The sequence below is a fragment of the Amycolatopsis sp. FU40 genome (genome assembly GCF_021903635.1).
Taxonomy (GTDB): Bacteria; Actinomycetota; Actinomycetes; order Mycobacteriales; family Pseudonocardiaceae; genus Amycolatopsis; species Amycolatopsis dendrobii.
On record NZ_CP091381.1, the window covers coordinates 4,755,928 to 4,777,171 of the forward strand.

A 21,244-nucleotide genomic window follows, 5' to 3' on the forward strand; every position below is an offset into this window, starting at 1 on the left:
GGCTCCGCGCATCCGGTTAAGATGCGCCGCTCCGCCGCCGCCCAGGCAGCCAAGAATTGCCAGTTATTTCGCTGCGGTTTTTCCCGGGTTTCGCATTTCCGCGCGAAGGCGGCCTCAAGCGGCGCCGTTCTCCGAACCTCCGCCGAACTTGGCCCACACCTTGCTCGCGGTATCCGCGACCGTCTCCCCGACCTCGGTGAAGACCTTCGTCAGCGGATCGGCCGAGGCCGTCCAGGAATCCTTGTACGACTTCGCCGCGGACTTCAGGTCGTCCTTCCAGTCCGTGGCCGGCGCGTCGTCGTCGCGGCGCGGGTAATCGCCGGTGAGGATTGCCCGGTATTCCTCCGACGCTGCCCATTTCTGCAGTTGCGTCGCCCGGACCACGGCGAACGGGTGGGTTTCCGTCTCGACGTACTTCAGCTTCAGCAGGCTGTCGCGGATGTCTTCGCCCGATTCGTATTCCGCGCCCTGCTCGAGGAAGGACGGGATGTCGATGCGGGACGGGTCGACGCCGCCGGCGAGCTGGATCTGCGCCCGCAGCGCGGCGGTCGGATCCTGGCCGCAGAGCAGACCCGCGCGGTCGCAGGACAGTTCGGCCTTGCGGTACCACTCGCTCAGCGCCGCGATGATCGCCCGGATGCCGAGCGCGCTGACCGGGGTCCAGGACATCGACATCTGGAGGGTGATCAGGCGCATCATGATCGTGCGGTAGACCGCGTGCCCGGACAGCACGTGCCCCATTTCGTGGCCGATGGCGAAGCGCAGCGATTCGTGGCTCATCTGGTCGACGAGCGCGGTGCTGATCCGGATGAACGGCTCGTCCATGCCGAGCGCGGACGCTTGCAGCCGCGGATCCTGGTAGACGAACAGGTTCGGCACGGCGGGAAGATCGAGCGTCTCGGCGCATTCGTGGCGCAGCCGGTCGAGTTCCGGATACTGCCGCGGTCCGACGCGGATTGACGACGCCAGCGCCATCAGCCGTTCGCCGCGCTCGTTGTAGAAGCCGGAAACGGCCTTGATCACCTGGGCGAATCCGGGCACCGCGCGCAGAGTGGCGAGCGCGCCGCGGTCCACCGGATGTTCGTAGGCCCTCGGGCTGATTCCCGGAAAACGCACGGCGGCCCGGCGCGCAGGTTCGATTTCTTCAGTCATCTCTCCCCCAATAGAAGTCGGTGGCAGCAGCCTACTCAAGGACGATCACCGGACGGTTCCGCGGGACTGGGTCCACCGGTTTTGTTGCCCATTAACGGAATCGCGGCGGATCAAGCAAGCGAAAACCCTGTTGTCCAGACCACTACGCGAGTACGGCGCGCACCACGGCACGGGGTGGGCGGATCGGCCGATCGGAGCAGGCATTCGCCGAGGTTTTCGCGCGCGGGGAGTTCCGGGCATTGCTCGCCGTTTCCGCGGCCGGAGTGACGTTCGCGCCGCATCAGGTCAGCGGGCCGTTGCGGCCGGGGCACGCGGACCGGCATCCGCGCCGAGCGGCGATGATCGCGGCCGACGTCGTGCGATCGGCACGGCCGCCTCGCGGGCGACGCCGTTCTGAAATCGGTCGCTGGCGCCATCGGCGGCCGCCCCCGAGTTCAGTCCGCTGCCGCTCACCATTGACGACGCTCTCCACCGGGCGAAAACGGCGGCCGCGACCGCACCGTCCGGGCAGCGGCGCTCGACCCCGGCGAGATCCGGCAGCGCGCTGCCCGTCCGGCGGGATCGGCTGGATTGGATACGATTGGCCACGACTGCGGGGGAGGCAGCGTGGCGCACGGACCTGAAGAGCCCATCCCGGGCGTGGACCTCGACCGGCCCAGCGTGGCGCGGGTTTACGACTGGTATCTCGGCGGCACGGCCAACTGGGCGATCGACCGCGAGTTCGGCAAGATGGTCCTGTCCGCCTTCCCGGCCGGGATGTACTGCGCTCGAGCCAACCGCGCGTTTCTGCACCGCGCGGTGCGGCACCTCGTCCGGCTGGGCGTGCGCCAGTTCGTCGACATCGGTTCCGGCGTCCCCACGATGGGCAACGTGCACCAGATCGCCGACGAGGTCGCGCCGGATTCCCGCGTCGTCTACATCGACCGCGAACCCGTCGCGGTCGCGCATTCCCGCATCCTGCTGGAGCGCCACGGGGATCCCGGACGCCACGCGGTGATCCAGGGCGATCTTCGCGAACCGGACGAACTGTGGCAGGCCGTCGCGGACACCGGCGTCATCGATCTCGACCAGCCGCTGGCCCTGCTGGTCACCGCGGTCCTGCACATCCAGCAGCCCGGCCCGGACGGGCGCGACCTCGGGCCGGAGGCCATCGCGCGGTACCGGGAGATGCTGCCCTCGGGCTCGTATCTGGTGCTGTCGCAGATCACCCACGAAGGGCTGCCAGAGGACATCGCCCGGCAACTGCACACGGTGATCCAGTTGTACGACACCAATGTCAGCAAGCACGTGCTGCGCTCGAACGCGGAAATCCGCGCGCTGTTCGGCGATTTCGAGTTGCTGGACCCGGGCGTCACGTGGACCGCCGCCTGGCATCCCGAGGAAAGCGGACTCACCACACCAGTTGTCGACTTCGCGGATCCGAGCGAGGCAGCGATGCTGGCCGGGGTCGCACGCAAGCCGTGAACGAAGAAGCTGTTGTGGTGCAACGGGAATGTGATCACCGGCCTTCCCAGCTCGAGCACACGCGGCCTTGGCCGGATACCCGGCCGTCTCGGGGCTACACGTCCTCGGCGCGAGAAATTCTGTAACCTGGGCCACCGGAGCGCGATTATCCACAGTGGACGATTGTCCTCGACGTCGCTCACGAGGGTGACCTCCTCGGTGATTCCCCGGGAAGCACGTCGGCGCGCTCGTCCTTGCGCACCACCGGATTTGATCTCGGCGGCGTGCGCGGCCGACCTGCCGAAGTGTTCGTCCTACGAGGACACAGTCGAGCGCATCGAGTGACCGATTCCTTGCCTGCTAACGAATCCGACGGTGGTTGCCTACCCCTGAGTCGCGGTGTACACACGGCCAGGTGTCGGGATTACCAAGGTCGGCGCCGGTCACCGCGGCGCCCTGCCGGTGCGGCTGATTCCTGTGCCGCATCGGCCCGCGTGGGCTACTGCTGGTTCCGTCCCGAAGAGCACTCCGCAGCACCGGTGGGGCGTGCGGCTGCTCGTCGCGATCGGGCTGCTGGCGGGGAGCTGGCTGATCGGCGCCCTCGTCGGCGGAGACACCGCGGCGGCCGATCCGCTGGGCGGGCAGTGTCCGGCATCCGTGCCGCGGGCGGGCGGGCTCTGCCGGCTGGCTGCTGCCGCCTCGCCGGAGCACCTGACGACCAGCGTTCGCCAGGTTGCCAAGGGAGCCGACGCAGGGCGTCCGGCGAGCAAGAAGGACAGTGCTGCTCCGACCGGCCCGATGCCGGACGTCGTGCGTGCTGGCAAGCGGGCGTTGGACACGGTGACCCAGACAAAGCCGATCCACCGGACGATCCACGCGGTGACCACCCGCAGAACGCCCGTGCAATCGATCACGGCGCCGCTCACGAGCACCGCGCGGCGGGTGACCGACGAACTGCCTGGTCTCCTTGGCGCCGCACAGTCGATCAGCAACGAGGTGCTCCCCGTTCCCCTCGCGACCACCGATCGGCCTCTCGGTGCGGACACCGCGCGATCAGTCACCGCTCCCCCGATCAGCAGGAGCCACCATCCGCCCCCGAAGGTCGCTCCGACCCGCGCTGATCGGCCCATCGAGGCCCGCTGCGGCAAAGCGGTCGCCGCGCCAGTACCGGCACCCCGCCCGCACAAGTCCGGTGCAACCAACTGGACCACCGACGCGCCCCAAGAGCTTCCCTCGCCGGCCACGGCGTCCTCGTGCACCCCGTTGGCTCCGGTCGGCGACGGCACGTTGAGCCAGGCTGGTGCCGGCGCGGTCATCGCGTTGGCCGTGCACGCCGGACGCGTGGTGCCCCGTACTTCCGGCGGACCGCCGCGTGCGCGGTGGTGGCGGAGCCAGCGATCGATGGCGGACCTGCCGACTGTTTTCCCTGACTGACCAGGACCGAATCCCCTCGCGCGCCGCGACCGGGCGGTGCGCGGCGCCCCTTGGCTCACCGTGTCCTCCCCGAGCGGCGCGGAGCCTCCGACCGACGAGGAAAGGTCCTGTCCCCATGGAGTGGAACTTGCGGCTGGCCGCGGCCCGACGCGGCATCTGGACCGCCACCGACCTGCGCACCCGCCTGGCCGCGCACGGACTGGCCGTGTCCGCCGGGAAGATGTCCAAGTGGTGGTCCGGGCGACCGGCCAGCGTCAAACTCGACGACCTGGACGCGCTGTGCGCGGTGCTGGGCTGTCCGGTCGACGAACTGCTGATTCCCGAGCAAACGAGCCGTCCGCGGCTGACGCCGGTGCCCGCGCCCGCGCGGCGCGCCCGCTGACGGCCTCGTTTTTCATGAATCGTGAAACGCCGCGTTAGAGACCTTTTCAGGAATCCCGAAACCTGGTCCGGCGCACTGAAAAACACCACCGCATTCCCCCAGATTTTCCTTACCTTGCAAGACAATCTGGTGTTTGCTTCCCCGGCGCGAAGGATGTTACAAAGGAGTCGCCGCATTCGCGGGATCCGGGAAAAACACAACCGAGCGTCTTCGTGCGACGGAGAGCTCTTTTCCGGGATTGATCGAAAGAAGGATCGAGAACGAAAAAGGAGCATCATGGATTCGGTGAAGTTTGAGGAACTGGACGCGCTGGCCGCCGAGGTGCTGCCGGAGCGCGCGGTGCTGGGCATCGTGTCCACTCCGTTCAACAACGCCGGCGGCGGCGCGAACGGCTCCGCCTCCAGCAGCTCGGCGGCCGCGTCGGGCGGCAACACGGTCGTCTACGACGGCGGCAACCACGGCGCGACGGCGCTGTCGGCCTGCCAGTCCTCGCACTCCGAGGGCACTCCCGGCCTGACCGGGACGCTCGGGCTGGGCTCCAACAACCCCGGCGAGACGATGAGCTGCACCCCGGCGGCCGTCTCCAGCTACTGAGCGCGGTGACCGCACCCGCCCGGGCGGGTGCAGGGACGCCGACGGGGCGGGGCCTGCCGTTTTCCGGCCCTGCCCCGTGCGGCGGAAACCCCAGACGACAGCGGAGAGAAGGCGACTACCGTGCACCAAGCCAAGCCCACCGCGGGTGCCGCTCCGGCGGACGCGCGTTACGCGGAGCTGGACGCGCTGGCCGGGGAGGTGCTGCCGGCCCGCACCGCGCTCTCCGCGGTCACCGGCAGCCCCGCCGCTCCGACGGCCGGCCCGGGCCGCTACGCCGTGCCCGACGGACACGGCGGAACCGTCTACTACGCTTGCCAGACCACCCACAGCGAGGGCAGCGGCGGAGTGGTCGGCGCGCTGGGACTCGGCCAGCCGCCGTCGACGACCACCACCTGCATGCCCGCCGCGGTCGAGAGCCACTGATCCGGCCGGACGCGGTGATGCCGGGGCCGCGATCCGGCTCTGCCGCGGCTCGGGTGTCTTTCCGCGGCTGCCGAAGTGCGCTGACCGCCGGATTCCGGTCACACCGTGAGCAGTGGCCTGGTCCGGATCTACCGCCGCAGCACCAAACAGCGGGGCACCGCCGATTGACTCGGGCCCGGGCGGCCATCCACGACCGCCGAACGAATCGGACCCCACCCGCGATCGCCGACCGCCACCGACGAGACCGCCGCCTTCCGGACGACACCGGCCCGCGGCGTGCCAGGGCCCCCGTCGAAGAAACCGCCGCCGGGGCGCGCCCGGCCGTACTCAGCCCCGGAGAGGACCAGCATGTGCCCGCATCCCGGACTTCCCGCCGCCACCGCGGACAACGTCGACGCGCCTGCCGCGCCGGGCGGCGAAAGCGGGGCGGTCGCGAGGATCGGGGAAGCCGGGCCGGTCGGGTTGCTGCCGGACACCGAGCCCGTCGGGGAATTCCGCGGCAGCGGGTACCGCGAACCGCCGCTTCTCGTCGCGCGCACCGACGGGCAGCTCGTCCGGCTGCCCGCGCTGCTGTACCTGATCGTCCGGCTGCTGGTCGCCCAAGAAGCTTTCGTTCCCGAGGAACAAGAAGAGACCGAAAACCGCGACGACGCCGCGACGTTGGCGAAGGTCGCGGCGGCCGCGAGCGAGGAGTCCGGGCTGCGGCTGGAAGCCGAGCACGTCGCGTACCTGCTGGACCGCAAGCTCGCCCCGCTCGGACTGACCACCTGCGCCGACGGCACCGTGCCGGAATTGGCCCGGCACAACCCTTTCCTGGCCTTGCGGGTGCGCGTCCAGGTGCTCGCCCCGGCGGCCACGTGGGTCGTCGGCGGGATGCTGGGGTGGTTGTTCTTCCCGGTTGTGATCGCGCTCCTGCTGGCCGCCGCTGGCGTCGCGGAGTGGTGGCTGCTCGCCGGGCACAGCGTGTCCGATGCGATGAGCAGCACCCTCGCCGACCCGGTCGGCGTGCTGGCAGTGCTCGGGCTCGCGGTCGCGTCGACCGGGTTCCACGAATGCGGGCACGCCGCCGCCTGCCGTTATTCCGGTGCCGTCCCGGGCGGGATGGGTGCCGGGATTTACCTGGTGTGGCCCGCTTTCTACACCGACATCACCGACACGTACCGGCTCAACCGCGCCGGGCGGCTGCGCACCGATCTGGGCGGCGTGTACTTCAACGCGATCTTCGCGCTCGCCCTCGCCGCCGCCTACTTCAGCACGGGCTGGGCGCCGCTGCTCGTGGCGGTGCTGTCGGTGAACCTGGAGATCGTGCAGCAACTCCTGCCGACGCTGCGCTTCGACGGCTACTACCTCATGGCGGACCTCGTCGGCGTGCCGGACCTGTACCGCTACATCGGCCCGATCCTCTCCCATTACCTCCTGCGCCGCCCGCGCGACGCGCGTCTGGACGCGTTGAAGCGCTGGCCGCAGACCGCTGTCACGACGTGGGTGCTGCTGATCGTGCCCGCTCTCGCGCTGGAGCTGGGCTATGTCGCCTGGCAGGTCCCGGGGCTGGTGCGCACGGACGTCCAGGCGGTGTCCGGCCTGATTTCGCACGCCGCGGCCGATCCGCATCCCGTGCTGGGCGCGATCTCGGCGGCCGTGCAGATCTTGCTGCTGGCGCTGCCGATCGCCGGGATCGCCGCGATCGCCTGGCAACTCGGCCGTGCTCTGTGGCGACTCGCCCGGCTGCGCCTTCCCGGCCTGGTCCGCAAGATCACCGACGGACCGGAACCGGCCCGGGCCCGGCGGCGTCGGCTGGCTTTCGGCGCTCTTGCCGCGGCGTTGGCGATTCCCGTCGGCGGAGGGGTCGGCTGGGCGTTGGGCGTTCTGCCCGGCAGCCGGCCCGCGGAACCGGCGGCCGCCAGCCCGGCGCCCGCGCAACCGGAACAGCGCCCGAGCACCTCCTCGTCCGCACTGTCGCCTTCTTCCCCTTCCCCGGCGCCCGCTCCGTCGGACGCGGTGGCAGCGCAGGAAACCGCCCAGGAACCGACGCCGCGGGCCGAAACCCGCCGCCCGGCCAGGCACAGCACCCCGCGGTCCCGCACGCAGCGTCCGGCCGGACCGACTGGACCGGCCGGATCGACCGGGCATCGCGACACCGGCGCGCCCGCACCGCGGCCCGGACCGAACGGCGGCGGCCCGTCGGCCGGGCAACCGCCCGCCGAGAGCGGACCGCCGCCGTTGTCCCCGACCCAGAGCCCGTCCTGCCCGCTGCTGGGCGTCTCGATGAATTGCTGAGGAGTTGGTTGCCATGCCCGTACCGCGCACGATCCGCCGGACCTCGATCACCGTCGCGACAGCCCTCGCCGGCGGGGTGCTGGCCGCGGGGACCGCCAATGCGGACCCGTCGCTGTCGAATCCGCTGAACCGCTCTGCTTCCGCGACGGCCACGAGTTCCGACGGAGCCGCCCACGCGGTGGCGCGCTGCCCGTCCGGCTACCACGTCTCCTCGGGCGGCTACGCGGTTTCCAGCTACGGACCGGCCGTCTACACGAACCGGCCCGCCGACGACGGCGCGGGCTGGGAGGTATACGCGAGCGGACACACCGAGAAACCGTTCCAGCTCAAGGCTTACGCACGCTGCACGCTGGTCTGATCCCCATCCGTCGAATGAAGGTGAGTTGTCATGTCCGATGCCGTCCGCTGGTGCCGAATCGCGACGGTCGCCGCCGGTGCGGCGCTGGCCTTCGCCGCCATGACCGCGACAGCCAGCGCGACGCAGGTGTGTCCGATGTCCGTCCCGGCCGATCAGGGAATCCACGGCTGCGGCCCGATCCACCGCGACCCGCCGGCCCCGGCCCAGCCTGGTTCGCCGGAACAGCTGGCCCAGCTCCTGCCGACGGTGAGCGTGCCCGCCCAGCCCGCGGACGGCACGCGGGCCGAGCCGGGGCCAGGCGGTCCGGCGCGGTGATCCCTCCGCGCTTTACGGATGCAGTTCCGCCCGCAGCAGCATGGCGTTGCGCAGAATCCCGTCCGGCGGGGCGGTCGTGCCGCCGTCCGTGGTCACGTAGAAGGCTCGGCCTTCCTGGCCGGGAACCCAGGCGGCACTGGACGGCCCGACCAGGCGTTCGTCGAACGGCTCGCCCGCGACGTGCCGGACTTCGCTGCCGTGCCGCGGAATGAGCGGCACTCGGTCGAGCGTGTTGGCGCGATGCCTTGTCACGTAAGCGAACCCGGCCTCGTCGTCGAGGGCGAAGTCGTCGGCGTTGTCGATCGCGGCGACGAATTCCGCGGCACCGGCCGGGTCGAGCGTCTCGGGATCGACCGGCACGCGCATGAAGACTTTCTGCGCGGTGGACGTGTAGTAGAGGTACCCGGTCCGCGCGCTGTACCGGACGCCGTTGACGCCTGGCTGCCGCGGCGGGGCGATCTCGGCGTCCGGGTCGTCGGCCATGGTGTCGTGGGCCAGCCAGATCCGGGCCCGCGCACCGCGGGCGTCGGCGTCGAGGTCGACGCGCCAGATCAGCCCGGCGAAGCAGTCGGCGACGGCCAGTACTCCGCGGCCGAGCAGGCAGCTGCCGTTGAGTGCGCGCACGCGGTCGTCGAAGGTGAAGATGATCTCCGGGGCGACCGGTTCGCCCGGCGTCCAGCCGGTGAGGTCCAGCCGGGCCAGATGCGATTCGTGCGTCGTGTACCCCTCGGTCAGGCTGAGCACGAAGACGTCCGGCCGGACCTCGGCGATCCCCGTCACGGGATGGTCGAAGCGGTGCACGAGAACGGGGCGCCGCGGCTCCGGCACGATCCACAGCTCCTGTTGCAGGAGGACGGTGACCAGCACCGACCCGTCGGAGCGGACGGCGAGGTTTTCCGGGAAGTACTTCTCCGGGAAGGCCGCGACCGGGGTCAGCGTGAGGTCCGGGACGGGGGTCATCGGCATGGCGGGTTCTCCTGACACTAAAAGAGGACGGACATCCGCTTTTCTTTTACGCTAGGCTTCCCTCCCGACGGGTGTCAAGGCGAGGAGCGGACGTTGCCGAGGGTGAGCCAGCAGTACAAGGACGACCAGCGGGGCGAAATCCTGGCGGCCGCGCGCCGCTGTTTCCTCCGCGACGGCTTCCACCGCACGTCGATGCAGGACGTCTTCACCGAGGCGGGCAAGTCCGCGGGCGCGGTCTACCGGTACTTCCCGAAGAAGGACGACATGATCGTCGCGGTCGCCGCGCAGAACCTCGACGACGTCACCGGCGTGCTGCGCACAGCCCTCGCTCGCGGCAGCGGCGAGCACGGCGTCGGCGAGGTGATGGCGGAACTGCTGGAGGCCGTCACCGACCTGCACCGCGACCGGGAACTGGCGAGCATGGCCGTGCTGGTCTGGTCGGAAGCCCAGCGCAACCCGGACCTCGCCGAACGCCTCACCGCCGCATCGGCCGAGATGAGCGCCGAGGTGGCCGGCCTCGTGCGCAGCCGCCAGGAGGCCGGGACCTGGACCGGCGCACCTGCCGAGGCTCTCGCGCAGGCGATTGTGGCGCTCCTGCCCGGGTTTCTCTTCAACCTGGCGCTGTCCGGGCCGGACGGCGTGACCGGGTTCCCCGACGCGGTCCGCACGCTTTTGCCGCGGTGAACCCCGCTTAACACCCGGCGCACCGGGTATCCCCTCCGGACTGAACTGGGGACAGACTGGGGAGACCGTGCGACAACGCGCCATTACGGCCAGGCTGCTCACCGCGCACGGCATCACCGGCCTCGGCGACGGTTTGTGGTTCACCGTGTGGGCTGTCTACCTCACCCGGATCAGGGGCTTCCCGGCCGCGGAAATGGGCGTCGGCATGGGATTGGGCAGCGGGATCGGGCTGCTCGCCGTCCTGCCGATGGGTGTTCTCGCCGACCGGGCCGGGCCGCGGATCCTGCTCGTCGCGCTGTCCGCCGCGCGAGCGACCGCGGTCGTGGGGTTCGTCTGGGTGGACAGCCTGTGGTCGCTGATCCTCGCGTCGGCTGTTTCCGCTGGTGCGCAGAGCGCCGCCGGCGGAGTCCGGGTAACCCTTGTCTGCAAACTGACAGCGCAGGAATCGCGGCTGCGGGTTCTCGCGCAGTCGAGAGTCGTCCAGCACATCTCCTACGCGCTCGGCGGCCTCGCGGGTGGCGCGGTGCTGACGGTCGGCACTGCGACGCCGTTCTTCGCTGCGTTGCTGGTGACTGCGGCCGCGTACTTGGCCGCGGCCGGTTTGACGTCTCGGGTTCCGCACGTTCCGCCGGTCCCGCAGGCGCGTCAGCACGTCGCCACCCGGGCGGTGCGCGACTGGCCGTTCCTCGCCGTCATGCTCGCCACCGCGCCCCTGACGTTGTGCTGGGCGATGCTCTCGACCGGGCTTCCGGTGTGGGTTTTCCAGGCGACGGCCGCCCCTCCGTGGACTTCGGCGTTCGCCGTCGTGGTCAGTTCGCTTGCGATCGCATTGTTGCAGGTGCGCTTCACTGAGGGTGCGAAGCGGGTGGTCAACGCGGTGCGCGCGGCGCGCTGGGCGGGGATTTTCCTGGCTCTCGCGTGCTTGCTGTACGCGACGGGTGCGTGGCCGCGCAGCACGCTCCTGGCCTTCGCGGTGCTCGCCGCCGGAGTCGTGGCCATGTTCGTCGGGGAGCTTTTCTTCGTGTCGTGCCGGTGGGGGTTGTCGCTGCGGTTGATGGCGCGGGACGCGGAAGGGCAATACCAGGGCGTTGTCGCGACGACCGAATCCGCCGTCAGCGCGGTCGGCCCGGCGGTCGTCACCGGGCTGCTGGCCGGTGCGGGAGCCGGTGGCTGGCTGATTCTCGCGGGGATCGTTCTCGTGCCGGTGCTTCCGGTGCCCGCGCTGGTGCGCCGGGCGTTGCGCACGCGTCAGCGGGCCGGGTTTGCGTCTGTCGCGGAGAGCGAGTGAGATGCTCTGATGCTCATCCCGTCCGAAGTCGCCCCGGTCGCCTGGCGCAACGGCGCAGGCACCACCCGCGAACTCGCCGCCGACGCCGATCCGTCCCGGTGGCGGATCAGCGTCGCGGACCTGCTCGAGGACGCGCCGTTCTCGTCTTTCCCGGGAATCGACCGGCTTTTCACCGCTCTCGGGCCGCTCCGGCTGACCGTCAACGGGACCCCGACGGACCTCGGGCGCGGCGACCAGATCCGGTTCGCCGGGGAGGACACCGTGAGCGTCGCCCTGGATCAGCCGACCCGCGCCCTCAACGTGATGACCCGGCGCGGGCTGTACCGGGCGGAGGTCGTCCTTCGCTCCCCCGCGGAGAGCGGCACGGACGGAGCGGTCGCGACGATCGACCTCGGCGGGCAAATCGCCGACGTTTTCCTCACGACGCTGGCATGATGCAGCGATGACCAGCACCGCCCGGCGCATGTTCGAGCTCCTTGAGCCGATCTGCCTCGTCACCTTCTTCGCCGACGAATGCAACGAGGAACTGGCCGCACTCGGCCACCGCACCTACTGGGACGGGTACTTCGCCAGCCGGGCCGCGCCGCTGGGCCGGGTGCCGGCGGAGGTCGTCCACGCAGCGTTCTACAACTTCGCCGACGGTGAGGCCGCGCGGCACATCCCGAGCGCGTGGGAGACGATCCCGCCCGAGGCGTCCGTCGCGGCGCGGGAACGAGGCAGCGCCGCTTCGGTGCGCCGGATCCTCGGCGACGAACTGGCCAGCTCGCCGGGACTGGTGCGCGCCGCCGATCTGACCGCCAAGGCCGCGACGAGCGCCCCCGTCGAGGGCCGGATGATGTACGCCGGGATGCGCACCCTGCCGGTGCCGAGCGATCCCGTTGCCCGGCTGTGGCATTCCGCGACCATGCTGCGCGAGCATCGCGGGGACGGGCACATCGCCGCGCTGGTCGGCGCGCGGATCGGCGGGGCGGAAGCGCATATCCTCTCCGCGCTGGAGATGGGAATCCACCCGCCGGAGTCGTTCGGGCGCGTGCATCACCTGCCGAAGAAGCGGTTGGCCGCGATCATGAACGGCCTGCGCGAACGAGGTCTCGTCGACGCCGAGGGCCGGTTCACCGAGGCGGGCCGTGCGGTGAAGCAGCGCATCGAGAGCATGACCGACGAGCTCGCCGCTGCGCCGTATGAAGCTCTGTCGGCGGCCGAACTCGACGAGCTGATCGCCGTGCTGGAACCGATCACGGCGAAGCTGGTGGCCGCCGGATCGCGGTGACGTAACAAGCCCGGCCCTCGCCGCGACTTCGGGTAACCCGAGTCACGACGAGGTGCCTCATGTCCATCGCCAAAGCCTTCGCCACCACCACCGCTGCCGCTGAACCCACCAGCGGCAACCTCGGCGACGCCGCACCGGCGGGCACGAAGAACGTCAGCGATTTCGTCACCGTCCAATCGCTGACCAACTTCGCCGCCATGACCGGTGCGGTTTCCGCGGCGTGGGGCGGCGCGCAGCGTCTGTGGAATCCCTTGCACGGCCAATGGTTCCCGTTCACCCTCTGTGCCCTGTTCGGCCTCGTCTCGCTGCTCGCGTCCCGGCCCGGCGAGAAAGCGCTCGACGCCGACGGCACCCCGTTGCCCAATCAGGCCGCGCCGTTCGTCCGCTGGCTCCAGCCGTCGTTTATCGCGCTGGTCAACGTCTTCGTGCTCTACGGGGCCGTCGTCGGAGCAGTCACCGCGATCAAGTGACCTCAGTCGTGCCGCGCGGCGAGGCGGACGGCGTCCGTCGCAGCGACCTCCTTGGGCGTCCGGCGTTGCGCGCCCACCCCGAGGAATCCGCCCTCCTGGTTCACCTCGGCGACGACGGTGGCGATCTCCACCAGGAACTCGCGGAAGTCCGGCAGCTCCGCCGGCGCGGCGCTCGCGACGATCGACGCGGCCGAGCGGATGGTCTTTTCCGCGTACGGCAGGTATTCGGAGTATTTGACGCCCGGCCGCAGTCCCGTGTCGAAGGCCGACGAGGCGGCGACCTCGCGGATGAACCGCCGCGGGTGCGCGACGCTCGCTTCCCGCAAGGTCTTCACCAGCGCGAACATTTCGTCCGAATCGACCCCGCCGACCGAAAGCCCGACCAGGATCCCGGACGCCATCCTCGCGCGTTGCAGGGTCGCCCAGTCCTCGGCCGTGAAGTCCTCCTCGCCTTTCGCCGCGAGCCGCTTTCCGCGACCCAGTATCCCGGCGCGGTCCGGGAGGGGTCCACAGCACCCGTGCCGGACTGTCCACTGAGGACTTTCAATGACCGGAGCGCGGCAACGAGGACAGCGATACGGAAGAGAAGCCGTTTTCCGGGCCAATTCGTCCAGCACGGCGACAACGCGGTCTCCCGGTGCGGCGTTTTCGCATTCGGCGCGCTGCCGAGGGACGGCGTTTCCTCCGGCCCGGAATCGCCTGCCCGGCAGGCAGCGCTCCGCTGCCCGGGCGCACGTCTCCCGCAATGACGCGGGAACGCTCAGTGTGCACGATCTCGAGTTCGATTGCGCCATGAGCCACGACGCCGGGGACCCTCGGCACCGTGCATTCCGGCGCGATCGTCCGGCAGCGCTTCCCCGACGGCGAGGTGCCGGCCCGGGTGGGCCGCAGGCCCGATCCGGTGCGGCTGATCGGCGACCGGCCGGTTTCCCCGGCGGCCGCGCGGCGTGCCATCGCGTACCTGCGCGAGGGCGGCTGCGCCGATCCGGAACTGAGCCAGCAGCCGCTGCTCGTCCCGGCCGCGTCGCACCTGCTGGCGACCAGCGTGTGACCGCGCTGAACTTCCGGGTCGTGCTCGAACAGGCCAAGGGGATTCTCGCCGCGCACCTGAGCATCGAGGCGGGAGAGGTGTTCTAACGGCTGCGCACGCACGCCCCGCACGCAACGGATGAAGCTCAGCGAGGTCGCGGACCGGATCGTCCGGGGAGAGTCCCCGTCCGGGCTGTCCTCGATCGCCTGAGCCACTATTTCCGATTCATGCCCGCTCGGCAATGCTTTAGCCTCGTCCGGTGGACCGGGGAGGCTACGCGATGGCGCTGGAGTTCCGGGTGCTGGGCGAGGTCGGCGCGACCGCGGGCGGCGAGGTGCTGGCGGTCGGGCACGCGCGGCAGCGGCTCGTGCTGGCCGCTCTGCTGCTCGACGCCGGCCGGGTCGTTCCGGCCGATCAGCTCGTGAGCAGGGTGTGGGGCGAGCATCCGCCGTCCCGCGTCGCGAACGCGCTGCAGACCTACGTCGCGCGCCTCCGCCGGGTCCTGCAGCCGCACGGCGGCGGCATCGAACGGCGGTCCGGCGGATACGTCATCCCGCTGCCCAGGCCGGACGCGCTCGATCTGCACCAGTTCGCCGACCTGGTCAGCCAGGCCCGCGCGACCGCCGACGACGCCGAAGCCGCGCGGTTGTACGAGCGGGCCCTCGACCGGTGGCAGGGCGACGCCTTGCTCGGGCTCGATTCGGCGTGGGCCGACAACGTCCGGCATTCCCTCACCCGCCAGCGCACCGCCGCCGAACTCGACTACGCCGACCGGCAGTTGCGCCGAGGACAGCACGGTGCCGTCCTCAGTCTCCTGGCCCGGCGCGCGGACGAATACCCGCTGGACGAACGCATCGCTGCCGCCCTCATGCGCGCCCTGCACCACAGCGGCCGCACGGACGAAGCCCTCGCCCGCTATCAGCGAACCCGCACGATGCTTCTCGACGAACTCGGTGCTGACCCGTCCCCGCACCTGCGCGCGGTGCACGAGGAGATCCTTGCCGCCCAAACCCCTACGCCCGCGCCGTTGCGGGCGTGGGCCGCGCCCGTCCCCCAGCAGCTTCCGTCCCCGCCGCCTCGGTTCGCCGGCCGCGAAGACGAACTGCGCCACCTCGACACCCTCGCCGGACAACACCCCACCGTCCCCGTCACCGTCCTGCACGGCGGGGGCGGAATGGGCAAAACCGCACTCGCGCTGCACTGGGCCCATCGGCAATCGACCGCGTTCCCGGACGGCCGCCTCTACGCCGACCTGCGCGGCTTCAGCCCGGACGGAGACCCGACCGCGCCTGATGTCGCGCTACGCGGTTTTCTGCACGCACTCGGCGTCACCGGCACTGCCATCCCCGCCGACCCCGACGCGCAGACCGCGCTCTACCGCACGCTTCTCGCCGGGAAACGCGTCCTCGTCGTCCTAGACAATGCCCGCGACACCAGCCAGATCACGCCGCTGCTGCCGGGCGAGCCGAGTTGCGCCGTCGTCGTGACCAGCCGCAACCGCATGAACAGCCTGACGACAACGCACGGCGCCACACCGCTCGCGGTCCGGCCGCTGCCCGCGTCACACGCCCGAAGCGTCCTGCTCGCCCGGCTCGGCCCGGATTATCTCGATGCCGACCCCGACGCTGCCGAACAACTCGTCACCCGTTGCGCCGGCTCTCCCCTGGCGCTGGGAATCCTGGCCGCCCGCGCCGCCGAACACCCCGGCTTCCCGTTGGCCGCGCTGGCCGCCGAACTCACCGACGTGAGCGCGCTCGACGACGGCGACGCCAGTGTCGCCGCGGTCCTGTCGTGGTCCCTGCGCGCGCTCCCGGCGCAGCACGCCGAGGTATTCGAATTGCTCGGCCTCGCACCCGGACCCGACATCAGCGTCCGCGCGGCCGCCAACCTCACCGGGTTGTCCCCCAACGCGGTCGCGGCGATTCTTCTTGCCCTCGAACGAGTTTCCCTCGTGGAGCAGGACTCGCCCGGCCGCTACCGGATGCACGACCTGGTCCGCCTTTTCGCGAGGACCCACACCAGCCTTCCCGCCGAGGCGCGCACCGCCGCGCTGGTCCGCGTCATCGGCTACTACACCGGCACCGCGCTGGCCGGAAACCGTGTCCTGCATCCGCACGGAGTTCTCCCGCAGGGCATCGACACCGGACACGACCATCCCTATCCGCATCCGCCGGCGAGCACCGGCGAAGCCCTCGACTGGTTCGACGCGGACCACGACTGCCTTCTCGACGCCCAGCGCGTCGCCTCCGCGCAAGCGTGGCACCAACCCGCGTGGCAGATCGCCTTGGCCTTGACCGCGTACCACTACCGGCGCGGATTCCTGCACGACGACCTCGCGGTCTGGCCCCTCGCCGTGCAGGCAGCCGACGCGCTCGGAACTCCGGAAACCCGCGTCCTCGCCCACCGCCGCTACGGACTGGCCTGCGCCCGCGGAGCCCGGCACGACGACGCCCTCGCCCACCTCGCCGAAGCCCTGGACCTGGCCGGCCGGGGCGAGGACCGGCGCGTCCGGGCGATCATCGAACACGACCTCGCCCAAACCTGGGAACTGCACGGCGACCAGCGCGCCGCGCTCGAGCACGCCCAGCGCTCGCTGGCGCTGTTCCGCCCGCTCGGAAACCCGGTGTGGGAAGCACAGGCCCAGAACGGCGTCGGCTGGTATCTCACCCTCCTCGGCCGGCACGAGCAGGCCCGGCCGCATTGCGAGCGCGCGCTCCGGCTTTACCGGGCAGCGAACCATCCGGCGGTGGCCGACGTCCTCGACAGCCTCGCGCACATCGCCCACCACACCGGCCGCCACGCCGACGCCATCGAGCATTACCGCGAAGCGCTCGCGCTGTACCGGGAATCCGGCAACACCTACCTCGAAGCCGACACCCTCGAACATCTCGGCCACACCCACCGCGAAACGGGCGACTCCGGCAAGGCCCGCGCGGCGTGGCAGCTGGCGCTCGACCTGTTCCGCGCCCAAGGCCGGTTCGCGGAGGTCAACGCGGTGGAAACGGCACTGGCCCGGCTCGATTCCGGGAGGACGTCCGCGTCGCGGTGAACCGCGCAGTCCAGCAGGCGGTTGTTCTAGCGGTCGCGCCGCAGCAATGCGCGTCCGGTGAGTTTCCGGTCCGCGGCAAGCAAATACGCGACCGGCGACTTCGTCACCTGCTGCCGACGAGCCTTCGCCTTCCCCGCCAGATAGGGCACGAGCGTCACGGCGACCGCCGCCCCCGCTACCGCCAACTGCCCGCCCGCGGCGGCGACACTGCCGAGCACTGTGCCCGCAGCAACGTTGAGGTCGATCTTCTGCACCAGCGTTCCCGCGGAAGCCTCGATGCCCATTCCGCGCAACGCTTTGCGGAGTTCGTCCAGCTGCGGCCGCGTCCGGGTTTCGTACAGCGCGCGCAGATGCGCTGCCGCCACTTCCAGATTCTCCACTGCGGCGACGGCTTGCAGTTCCGGGCCGAGGCTCGCGACGTGCGCCTGGAACGCGGCGAGTCCGGCCCGGTGCGTTTCCCGGAACCTGATGAGCTTTTCCACCGGCACCCGGTCCACATGGGACGGTTCGAGCACCGTCTCGAGCGCGATCTGCAGGTAGGCGCCGGAGACGTTTTCCACCGCCGGAAGCGGAACGTGCTCGTCGAACACCAGCGACACCAGCCGGTCGAGCGCACCGGTCGCGTGGTGCATGCGCGGGTCGTCGGTGACCGGTGACAGCGCTTCGCGCCTGCTCATCGCGTCGGCCAGCACGGCGAGGTAGATCGAGGCCAGTTTCGGGTCGAGGCCGACCCATGGCCCGTCCATCGGCACCGCGAGGCCGATGCCGAGAAGCCCGTCCCGCAGGGTGCTGGTCATCTTCGCGCCGGGGCCGTCGACCGGGACCGCAGTCAGCACCTCGACCGGTGGCGGCCCCGTCACCACGTGCTGGGTGATCGGCGGCGCGTACCCGCGCCAGCCCGGCCCTCTCAGGTCTCCGTGGAACGTTCGCGGCTCGTCCAGCCCGAACCGGTCCAGCAGGCGGCCGGGATCCACGTCGAAGATCTCGCCGAACGACTCGGCGACGACGTCCAGGACAGCGGCGCTCGGCGCGGTCTCCACGAGGAAGTCGGTCTCGGCGCGAAGACGGCGGACGAGGTCCCCGTCCCGGTCTTCCGCCCCGGGCGGGCGCATCCGGGCCAGACGATCCCAGGTCAGCAGCGCGAGCTTGAGCCAGTTGTCGTTCTGGACGTGCGTCCACGGGTAGTACAGGGCGAGCGACGGCATGCTGCTCCTTCACCTGGCTCCGGCGTTCCGGCAAGCTGGACCCGTGCCCATGGAATCAGCGATCGACAACCCCGCCAAGGCTCAGTTCGAGTACTTCGTCAACGAGCACCGCGACGCGCTTCAGCACTGCCTCGACGGGCTCACCGAGGAGCAGGCCCGCCGGTCGCTCGTGCCGTCGAAGACCACGTTGCTCGGGCTGGTCAAACACGTGACCTTCGTGGAGAAGGTCTGGTTCGACGAAGCCGTCACCGGTCGTTCCCGGGCCGAGATCGGGATCCCGGAGACGCCCGACGAATCGTTCGACCTCGCCGAGGACGACACCATCGCGTCGATCCAGCAGGAGCACCGCGAGGCGTGCGAAGCCGCGCGTCAGGCGACCGCGCCGCTCGAACTGACCGACGTCCTGCCCGGCAACCGGCGCGGCCCGTTGCCGCTGCGCTTCGTCTACCTGCACGTTCTGCGGGAACTCGCGCAGCATTGCGGGCACGCGGACATCCTCCGCGAGCAGATCCTCGCGGAGGACGGCGCGCCGGCTACTTCTTGACCGGATACGCCTTGGGCGAGCCGTCCTTGTCGACGCCTGCCGCGGCGTACTTGCTGACCCAGTCCGGCACGAAACCCACCTCGGTGGACAGGTCCTTGCCGGTCTTGGCGTCGAGCACGATCGGCTGCCTTCCGTTGGTGTAGCCGTACAGCGCGCCGTGCCAGGCGACGGTCAGGCCGCCCGGCGCGACGCGGTTCGCGGCCTGGTCCGGCAGGCTCCACAGTTTGGTCCCGGCCTTCGCGTCGTACGCGGTCAGCACGCCGGAGTCGGTGCAGGCGAGCACCGACTGCTCGTCGTACAGGCAGTCGCCGTACGAGTCGGGGCCCAGGTTCCGGGTGCCTTCCACGGAGAACTTCTCCGCGCCGGTCGCCGGGTCGAGGAACTTCAGGAAGGCGTGGCCGCTGCTGTACTCGTTGGCCTTCAGGACCACCATCGCGGGATCGGCGGGCAGGATCTCGACCGCGCTGGACTTCGCGGCGCCGACCCACTTCTGCTGGCCGGTGGCGAGGTCGAGCGCGGTCGCCTGGACCATGGACGAATTCTCGGCCACGTTGGAGTCGACGCCGACCACGACGTCGCCGTTCAGGCTGCCCGCGTCGTAGTCCTTGCGCTCCCACAGCTGTTTCCCGGTCGCCGGGTCCAGTGCGACGGTGAGGTTGCCCTCCGACTGCGCGAAGCTCGCGACCACAGCCTTGTCGGTGACCGCGACGACGTGCGTGACCGAACGGTCGCCGCTGATCCCGTACTGGTCGTCGGCGATCTTGGTGTTCGTCTGCCAGGCCTTGGCCCCGGTTTCGGGATTCACCGCGATGACGGCGAGCGCGAGGTAGCCGGGCGTGGTGCCCTGCTCGGGCATCCGCAGCGGGACGGCCCCGACGGCGAGTTTGCCGGTGACGAGCGGCGGGCGCGGCCCGCTCTGCTCGACGAACGGGCCCTTGTGCGCGTTCGGGTCGGCGGCCGGGCCCTCGATCTTGGTGGTGAACTTCTCGCGGCCGGTGAGGACGTCGACCGCGCTCAGCGATTCGGGGGCGATGATGTAGCCGGTGCGGTCGCGCAGCGTCATGAACTTCGACGTCACCGAGCCGCCCATGTTGGCCTGCAGCGCCGTGCTGGGCAGCGCGACGCCTTTGCTCGTGTCGAACGCCATCGGCGGGTCCGCGGTGACCGCTTCCGGTTCGGCGGAGGAGGCGGGCGCCTGCCCGGCCGGTCCGGCCTGGTCGGTGGGCAGGGTCGGGGCGGCCCCGCCGCCGCACGCGGCCGTGGCCGCCAGCACCCCCAGACAGGCCGCAGTGATCAACATTCGCCGCATCGGTGTCCCCATTCTCCCGAATCACTGCTCCATTCGGAGTCGTCCGGGAACTTAGCCGACAGAACGGCCGTCTGTGCGCGAGATTGCGCAAATGCGGCGAAAAAGGTGTCACGCGTCCGCGCGGCTACCCGGACGGGTGAAACACGCCCACCCGTCCGCGTTCGGTCCGGCTGCGCATGCCTGCCATGACCTTCCGTCCGCGGATCCTTCCGGCAGCGCTGTGCGACGAGCTCGGCAGATGGCGGCCGACGCCCGCACCGGAACCGTGCCCGACTGGCATTCCCCGACCTTTGCCGCGGCCTGGCCAATCCGGCTCCCGCCCGGCGCCGAATCCCTGTCGATCAGTCCACTGTGAACGGAGAATTGCCGTGAAGACCCTTCGCCTCGCCGGTATCGGCGCAGCTGCCGCCCTCGCCCTCACCGCGTGCGGCAGCAGCACCGACGACAACGCTTCGGGCAGTTCCTCGCCGGCGATGCCGTCCTCGGCGCCGATGTCCAGCAGCAGCGGCTCCGGCGTCACCACCAACGACCAGGTCTTCGGCCCTGCCTGTTCCCAGCTCCCGCAGGGCAGCGCGCCGGGTTCGCTCGACTCGATGGGCCCGCAGCCGGTCGCGTCCGCCGCCTCGACGAACCCGCTGCTCACGAAGCTGGTCGCGGCGGTCAAGGCCACCAACCTGGTCGACACGCTCAACAGCCAGCAGGCCATCACCGTCTTCGCCCCGGCCGATCCGGCGTTCGACGCGCTCGGCGACGCGAAGTTCAAGGAGCTCGCGGCCAACCCGAACCAGCTCGCCCCGATCCTGCAGTACCACGTCGTCGGCAAGCGCTACGACGCCAAGGGCCTCGAACAGGCCGGCGCCGTCACCTCGCTGAACACCGCGGGCGGTCCGCTGAAGATCGAGGGTTCCGGCGAGAACATGACCGTCAACGGCGCGAAGATCCTGTGCGGGAACATCCCGACCAAGAACGCGACCGTTTTCGTCATCGACAAGGTGCTCACCCCCGGCGCCAACAAGAACTGAAGCCACCGGGCCCGGCGCGCCTCCCCAGC

At 70.6% G+C, this 21,244-nt stretch carries 22 protein-coding genes; 17 read left to right on the forward strand and 5 right to left on the reverse strand.

The genetic code is table 11. The features are described 5' to 3' along the window. Positions 1-114: 114 nt before the first annotated feature. Complete coding sequence (locus L3Q65_RS22730) at positions 115-1,152, reverse strand: M48 family metallopeptidase (RefSeq protein WP_182894069.1); 1,038 nt, start codon at positions 1,150-1,152, stop codon at positions 115-117. Positions 1,153-1,791: 639 nt separating this feature from the next. On the opposite strand from L3Q65_RS22730, the gene L3Q65_RS22735 reads away from it, so the two are divergent. The 8 genes from L3Q65_RS22735 (at position 1,792) to L3Q65_RS22770 (ending at position 8,378) form a co-directional block, all read left to right on the forward strand. Next, positions 1,792-2,616 (forward strand): SAM-dependent methyltransferase, encoded by an 825-nt coding sequence (locus tag L3Q65_RS22735; RefSeq protein WP_182894334.1) that lies wholly within the window; start codon positions 1,792-1,794, stop codon positions 2,614-2,616. Positions 2,617-3,057: 441 nt separating this feature from the next. Next, positions 3,058-4,029, forward strand: a complete 972-nt coding sequence (locus L3Q65_RS22740) for a hypothetical protein (RefSeq protein WP_237600757.1) — start codon at positions 3,058-3,060, stop codon at positions 4,027-4,029. Between the two features lie 115 nt (positions 4,030-4,144). Then, positions 4,145-4,411, forward strand: a complete 267-nt coding sequence (locus L3Q65_RS22745) for a helix-turn-helix transcriptional regulator (protein ID WP_237600758.1) — start codon at positions 4,145-4,147, stop codon at positions 4,409-4,411. Between the two features lie 276 nt (positions 4,412-4,687). Further along, positions 4,688-5,005 (forward strand): hypothetical protein, encoded by a 318-nt coding sequence (locus L3Q65_RS22750; protein WP_037370484.1) that lies wholly within the window; start codon positions 4,688-4,690, stop codon positions 5,003-5,005. Positions 5,006-5,125: 120 nt separating this feature from the next. After that, on the forward strand, positions 5,126-5,428 hold the full coding sequence (locus L3Q65_RS22755; RefSeq protein WP_237600759.1) for a hypothetical protein: 303 nt from the start codon (positions 5,126-5,128) through the stop codon (positions 5,426-5,428). Between the two features lie 348 nt (positions 5,429-5,776). Beyond that, positions 5,777-7,705 (forward strand): hypothetical protein, encoded by a 1,929-nt coding sequence (locus tag L3Q65_RS22760; RefSeq protein WP_237600760.1) that lies wholly within the window; start codon positions 5,777-5,779, stop codon positions 7,703-7,705. 13 nt (positions 7,706-7,718) lie between these two features. Continuing rightward, complete coding sequence (locus tag L3Q65_RS22765; RefSeq protein ID WP_182894064.1) at positions 7,719-8,063, forward strand: hypothetical protein; 345 nt, start codon at positions 7,719-7,721, stop codon at positions 8,061-8,063. 30 nt (positions 8,064-8,093) lie between these two features. Beyond that, entirely contained in the window at positions 8,094-8,378 is a 285-nt protein-coding gene (locus L3Q65_RS22770; protein ID WP_182894063.1) for a hypothetical protein, read from the forward strand. A 12-nt stretch (positions 8,379-8,390) separates the two neighbouring features. On the opposite strand, the gene L3Q65_RS22775 is transcribed toward L3Q65_RS22770, so the two are convergent. Beyond that, positions 8,391-9,344: a hypothetical protein gene (locus L3Q65_RS22775; protein WP_182894062.1), complete on the reverse strand. Its 954-nt coding sequence runs from the start codon at positions 9,342-9,344 to the stop codon at positions 8,391-8,393. Positions 9,345-9,446: 102 nt separating this feature from the next. Between L3Q65_RS22775 and L3Q65_RS22780 the strand changes: the two genes are divergently transcribed. The 5 genes from L3Q65_RS22780 to L3Q65_RS22800 all read left to right on the forward strand — a co-directional run bounded on the left by L3Q65_RS22780 (position 9,447) and on the right by L3Q65_RS22800 (position 13,056). After that, positions 9,447-10,028, forward strand: coding sequence for a TetR/AcrR family transcriptional regulator (locus tag L3Q65_RS22780; RefSeq protein WP_237600930.1), 582 nt, complete (start codon positions 9,447-9,449; stop codon positions 10,026-10,028). 67 nt (positions 10,029-10,095) lie between these two features. After that, positions 10,096-11,316 (forward strand): MFS transporter, encoded by a 1,221-nt coding sequence (locus L3Q65_RS22785; RefSeq protein WP_182894060.1) that lies wholly within the window; start codon positions 10,096-10,098, stop codon positions 11,314-11,316. Between the two features lie 9 nt (positions 11,317-11,325). Continuing rightward, positions 11,326-11,751 (forward strand): HutD family protein, encoded by a 426-nt coding sequence (locus L3Q65_RS22790; RefSeq protein WP_182894059.1) that lies wholly within the window; start codon positions 11,326-11,328, stop codon positions 11,749-11,751. Positions 11,752-11,758: 7 nt separating this feature from the next. Beyond that, positions 11,759-12,586 carry a MarR family transcriptional regulator gene (locus L3Q65_RS22795; RefSeq protein WP_182894058.1) on the forward strand — a complete coding sequence of 276 codons (828 nt, stop codon included), beginning with the start codon at positions 11,759-11,761 and terminating at the stop codon, positions 12,584-12,586. A 59-nt stretch (positions 12,587-12,645) separates the two neighbouring features. Continuing rightward, on the forward strand, positions 12,646-13,056 hold the full coding sequence (locus L3Q65_RS22800; RefSeq protein WP_182894057.1) for a hypothetical protein: 411 nt from the start codon (positions 12,646-12,648) through the stop codon (positions 13,054-13,056). A 2-nt stretch (positions 13,057-13,058) separates the two neighbouring features. Here the strand turns inward: L3Q65_RS22800 and L3Q65_RS22805 are convergent, their stop codons facing one another. Then, on the reverse strand, positions 13,059-13,457 hold the full coding sequence (locus tag L3Q65_RS22805) for a hypothetical protein (RefSeq protein WP_237600761.1): 399 nt from the start codon (positions 13,455-13,457) through the stop codon (positions 13,059-13,061). 422 nt (positions 13,458-13,879) lie between these two features. Here L3Q65_RS22805 and L3Q65_RS22810 point away from each other — a divergent pair, with 422 nt between their 5' ends. Both L3Q65_RS22810 and L3Q65_RS22815 read left to right on the forward strand, forming a co-directional pair. Next, positions 13,880-14,107 (forward strand): hypothetical protein, encoded by a 228-nt coding sequence (locus L3Q65_RS22810; RefSeq protein WP_237600762.1) that lies wholly within the window; start codon positions 13,880-13,882, stop codon positions 14,105-14,107. Between the two features lie 238 nt (positions 14,108-14,345). Further along, positions 14,346-17,135, forward strand: coding sequence for an AfsR/SARP family transcriptional regulator (locus tag L3Q65_RS22815; RefSeq protein ID WP_237600763.1), 2,790 nt, complete (start codon positions 14,346-14,348; stop codon positions 17,133-17,135). Between the two features lie 26 nt (positions 17,136-17,161). Here L3Q65_RS22815 and L3Q65_RS22820 read toward each other — a convergent pair whose 3' ends face one another. Next, the gene (locus tag L3Q65_RS22820; protein ID WP_182894053.1) at positions 17,162-18,340 is read right to left on the reverse strand and encodes a DUF6236 family protein; all 1,179 of its coding nucleotides are present in this window, start codon (positions 18,338-18,340) and stop codon (positions 17,162-17,164) included. 49 nt (positions 18,341-18,389) lie between these two features. Here L3Q65_RS22820 and L3Q65_RS22825 point away from each other — a divergent pair, with 49 nt between their 5' ends. Beyond that, positions 18,390-18,884, forward strand: a complete 495-nt coding sequence (locus L3Q65_RS22825) for a DinB family protein (RefSeq protein ID WP_182894332.1) — start codon at positions 18,390-18,392, stop codon at positions 18,882-18,884. Here the strand turns inward: L3Q65_RS22825 and L3Q65_RS22830 are convergent. After that, positions 18,874-20,184, reverse strand: coding sequence for a PQQ-binding-like beta-propeller repeat protein (locus L3Q65_RS22830; RefSeq protein ID WP_182894052.1), 1,311 nt, complete (start codon positions 20,182-20,184; stop codon positions 18,874-18,876). The two genes, L3Q65_RS22825 and L3Q65_RS22830, sit on opposite strands and share 11 nt — an antisense overlap. 377 nt (positions 20,185-20,561) lie before the next feature. Between L3Q65_RS22830 and L3Q65_RS22835 the strand changes: the two genes are divergently transcribed. Next, on the forward strand, positions 20,562-21,215 hold the full coding sequence (locus L3Q65_RS22835) for a fasciclin domain-containing protein (protein WP_182894051.1): 654 nt from the start codon (positions 20,562-20,564) through the stop codon (positions 21,213-21,215). Positions 21,216-21,244: the final 29 nt, after the last annotated feature.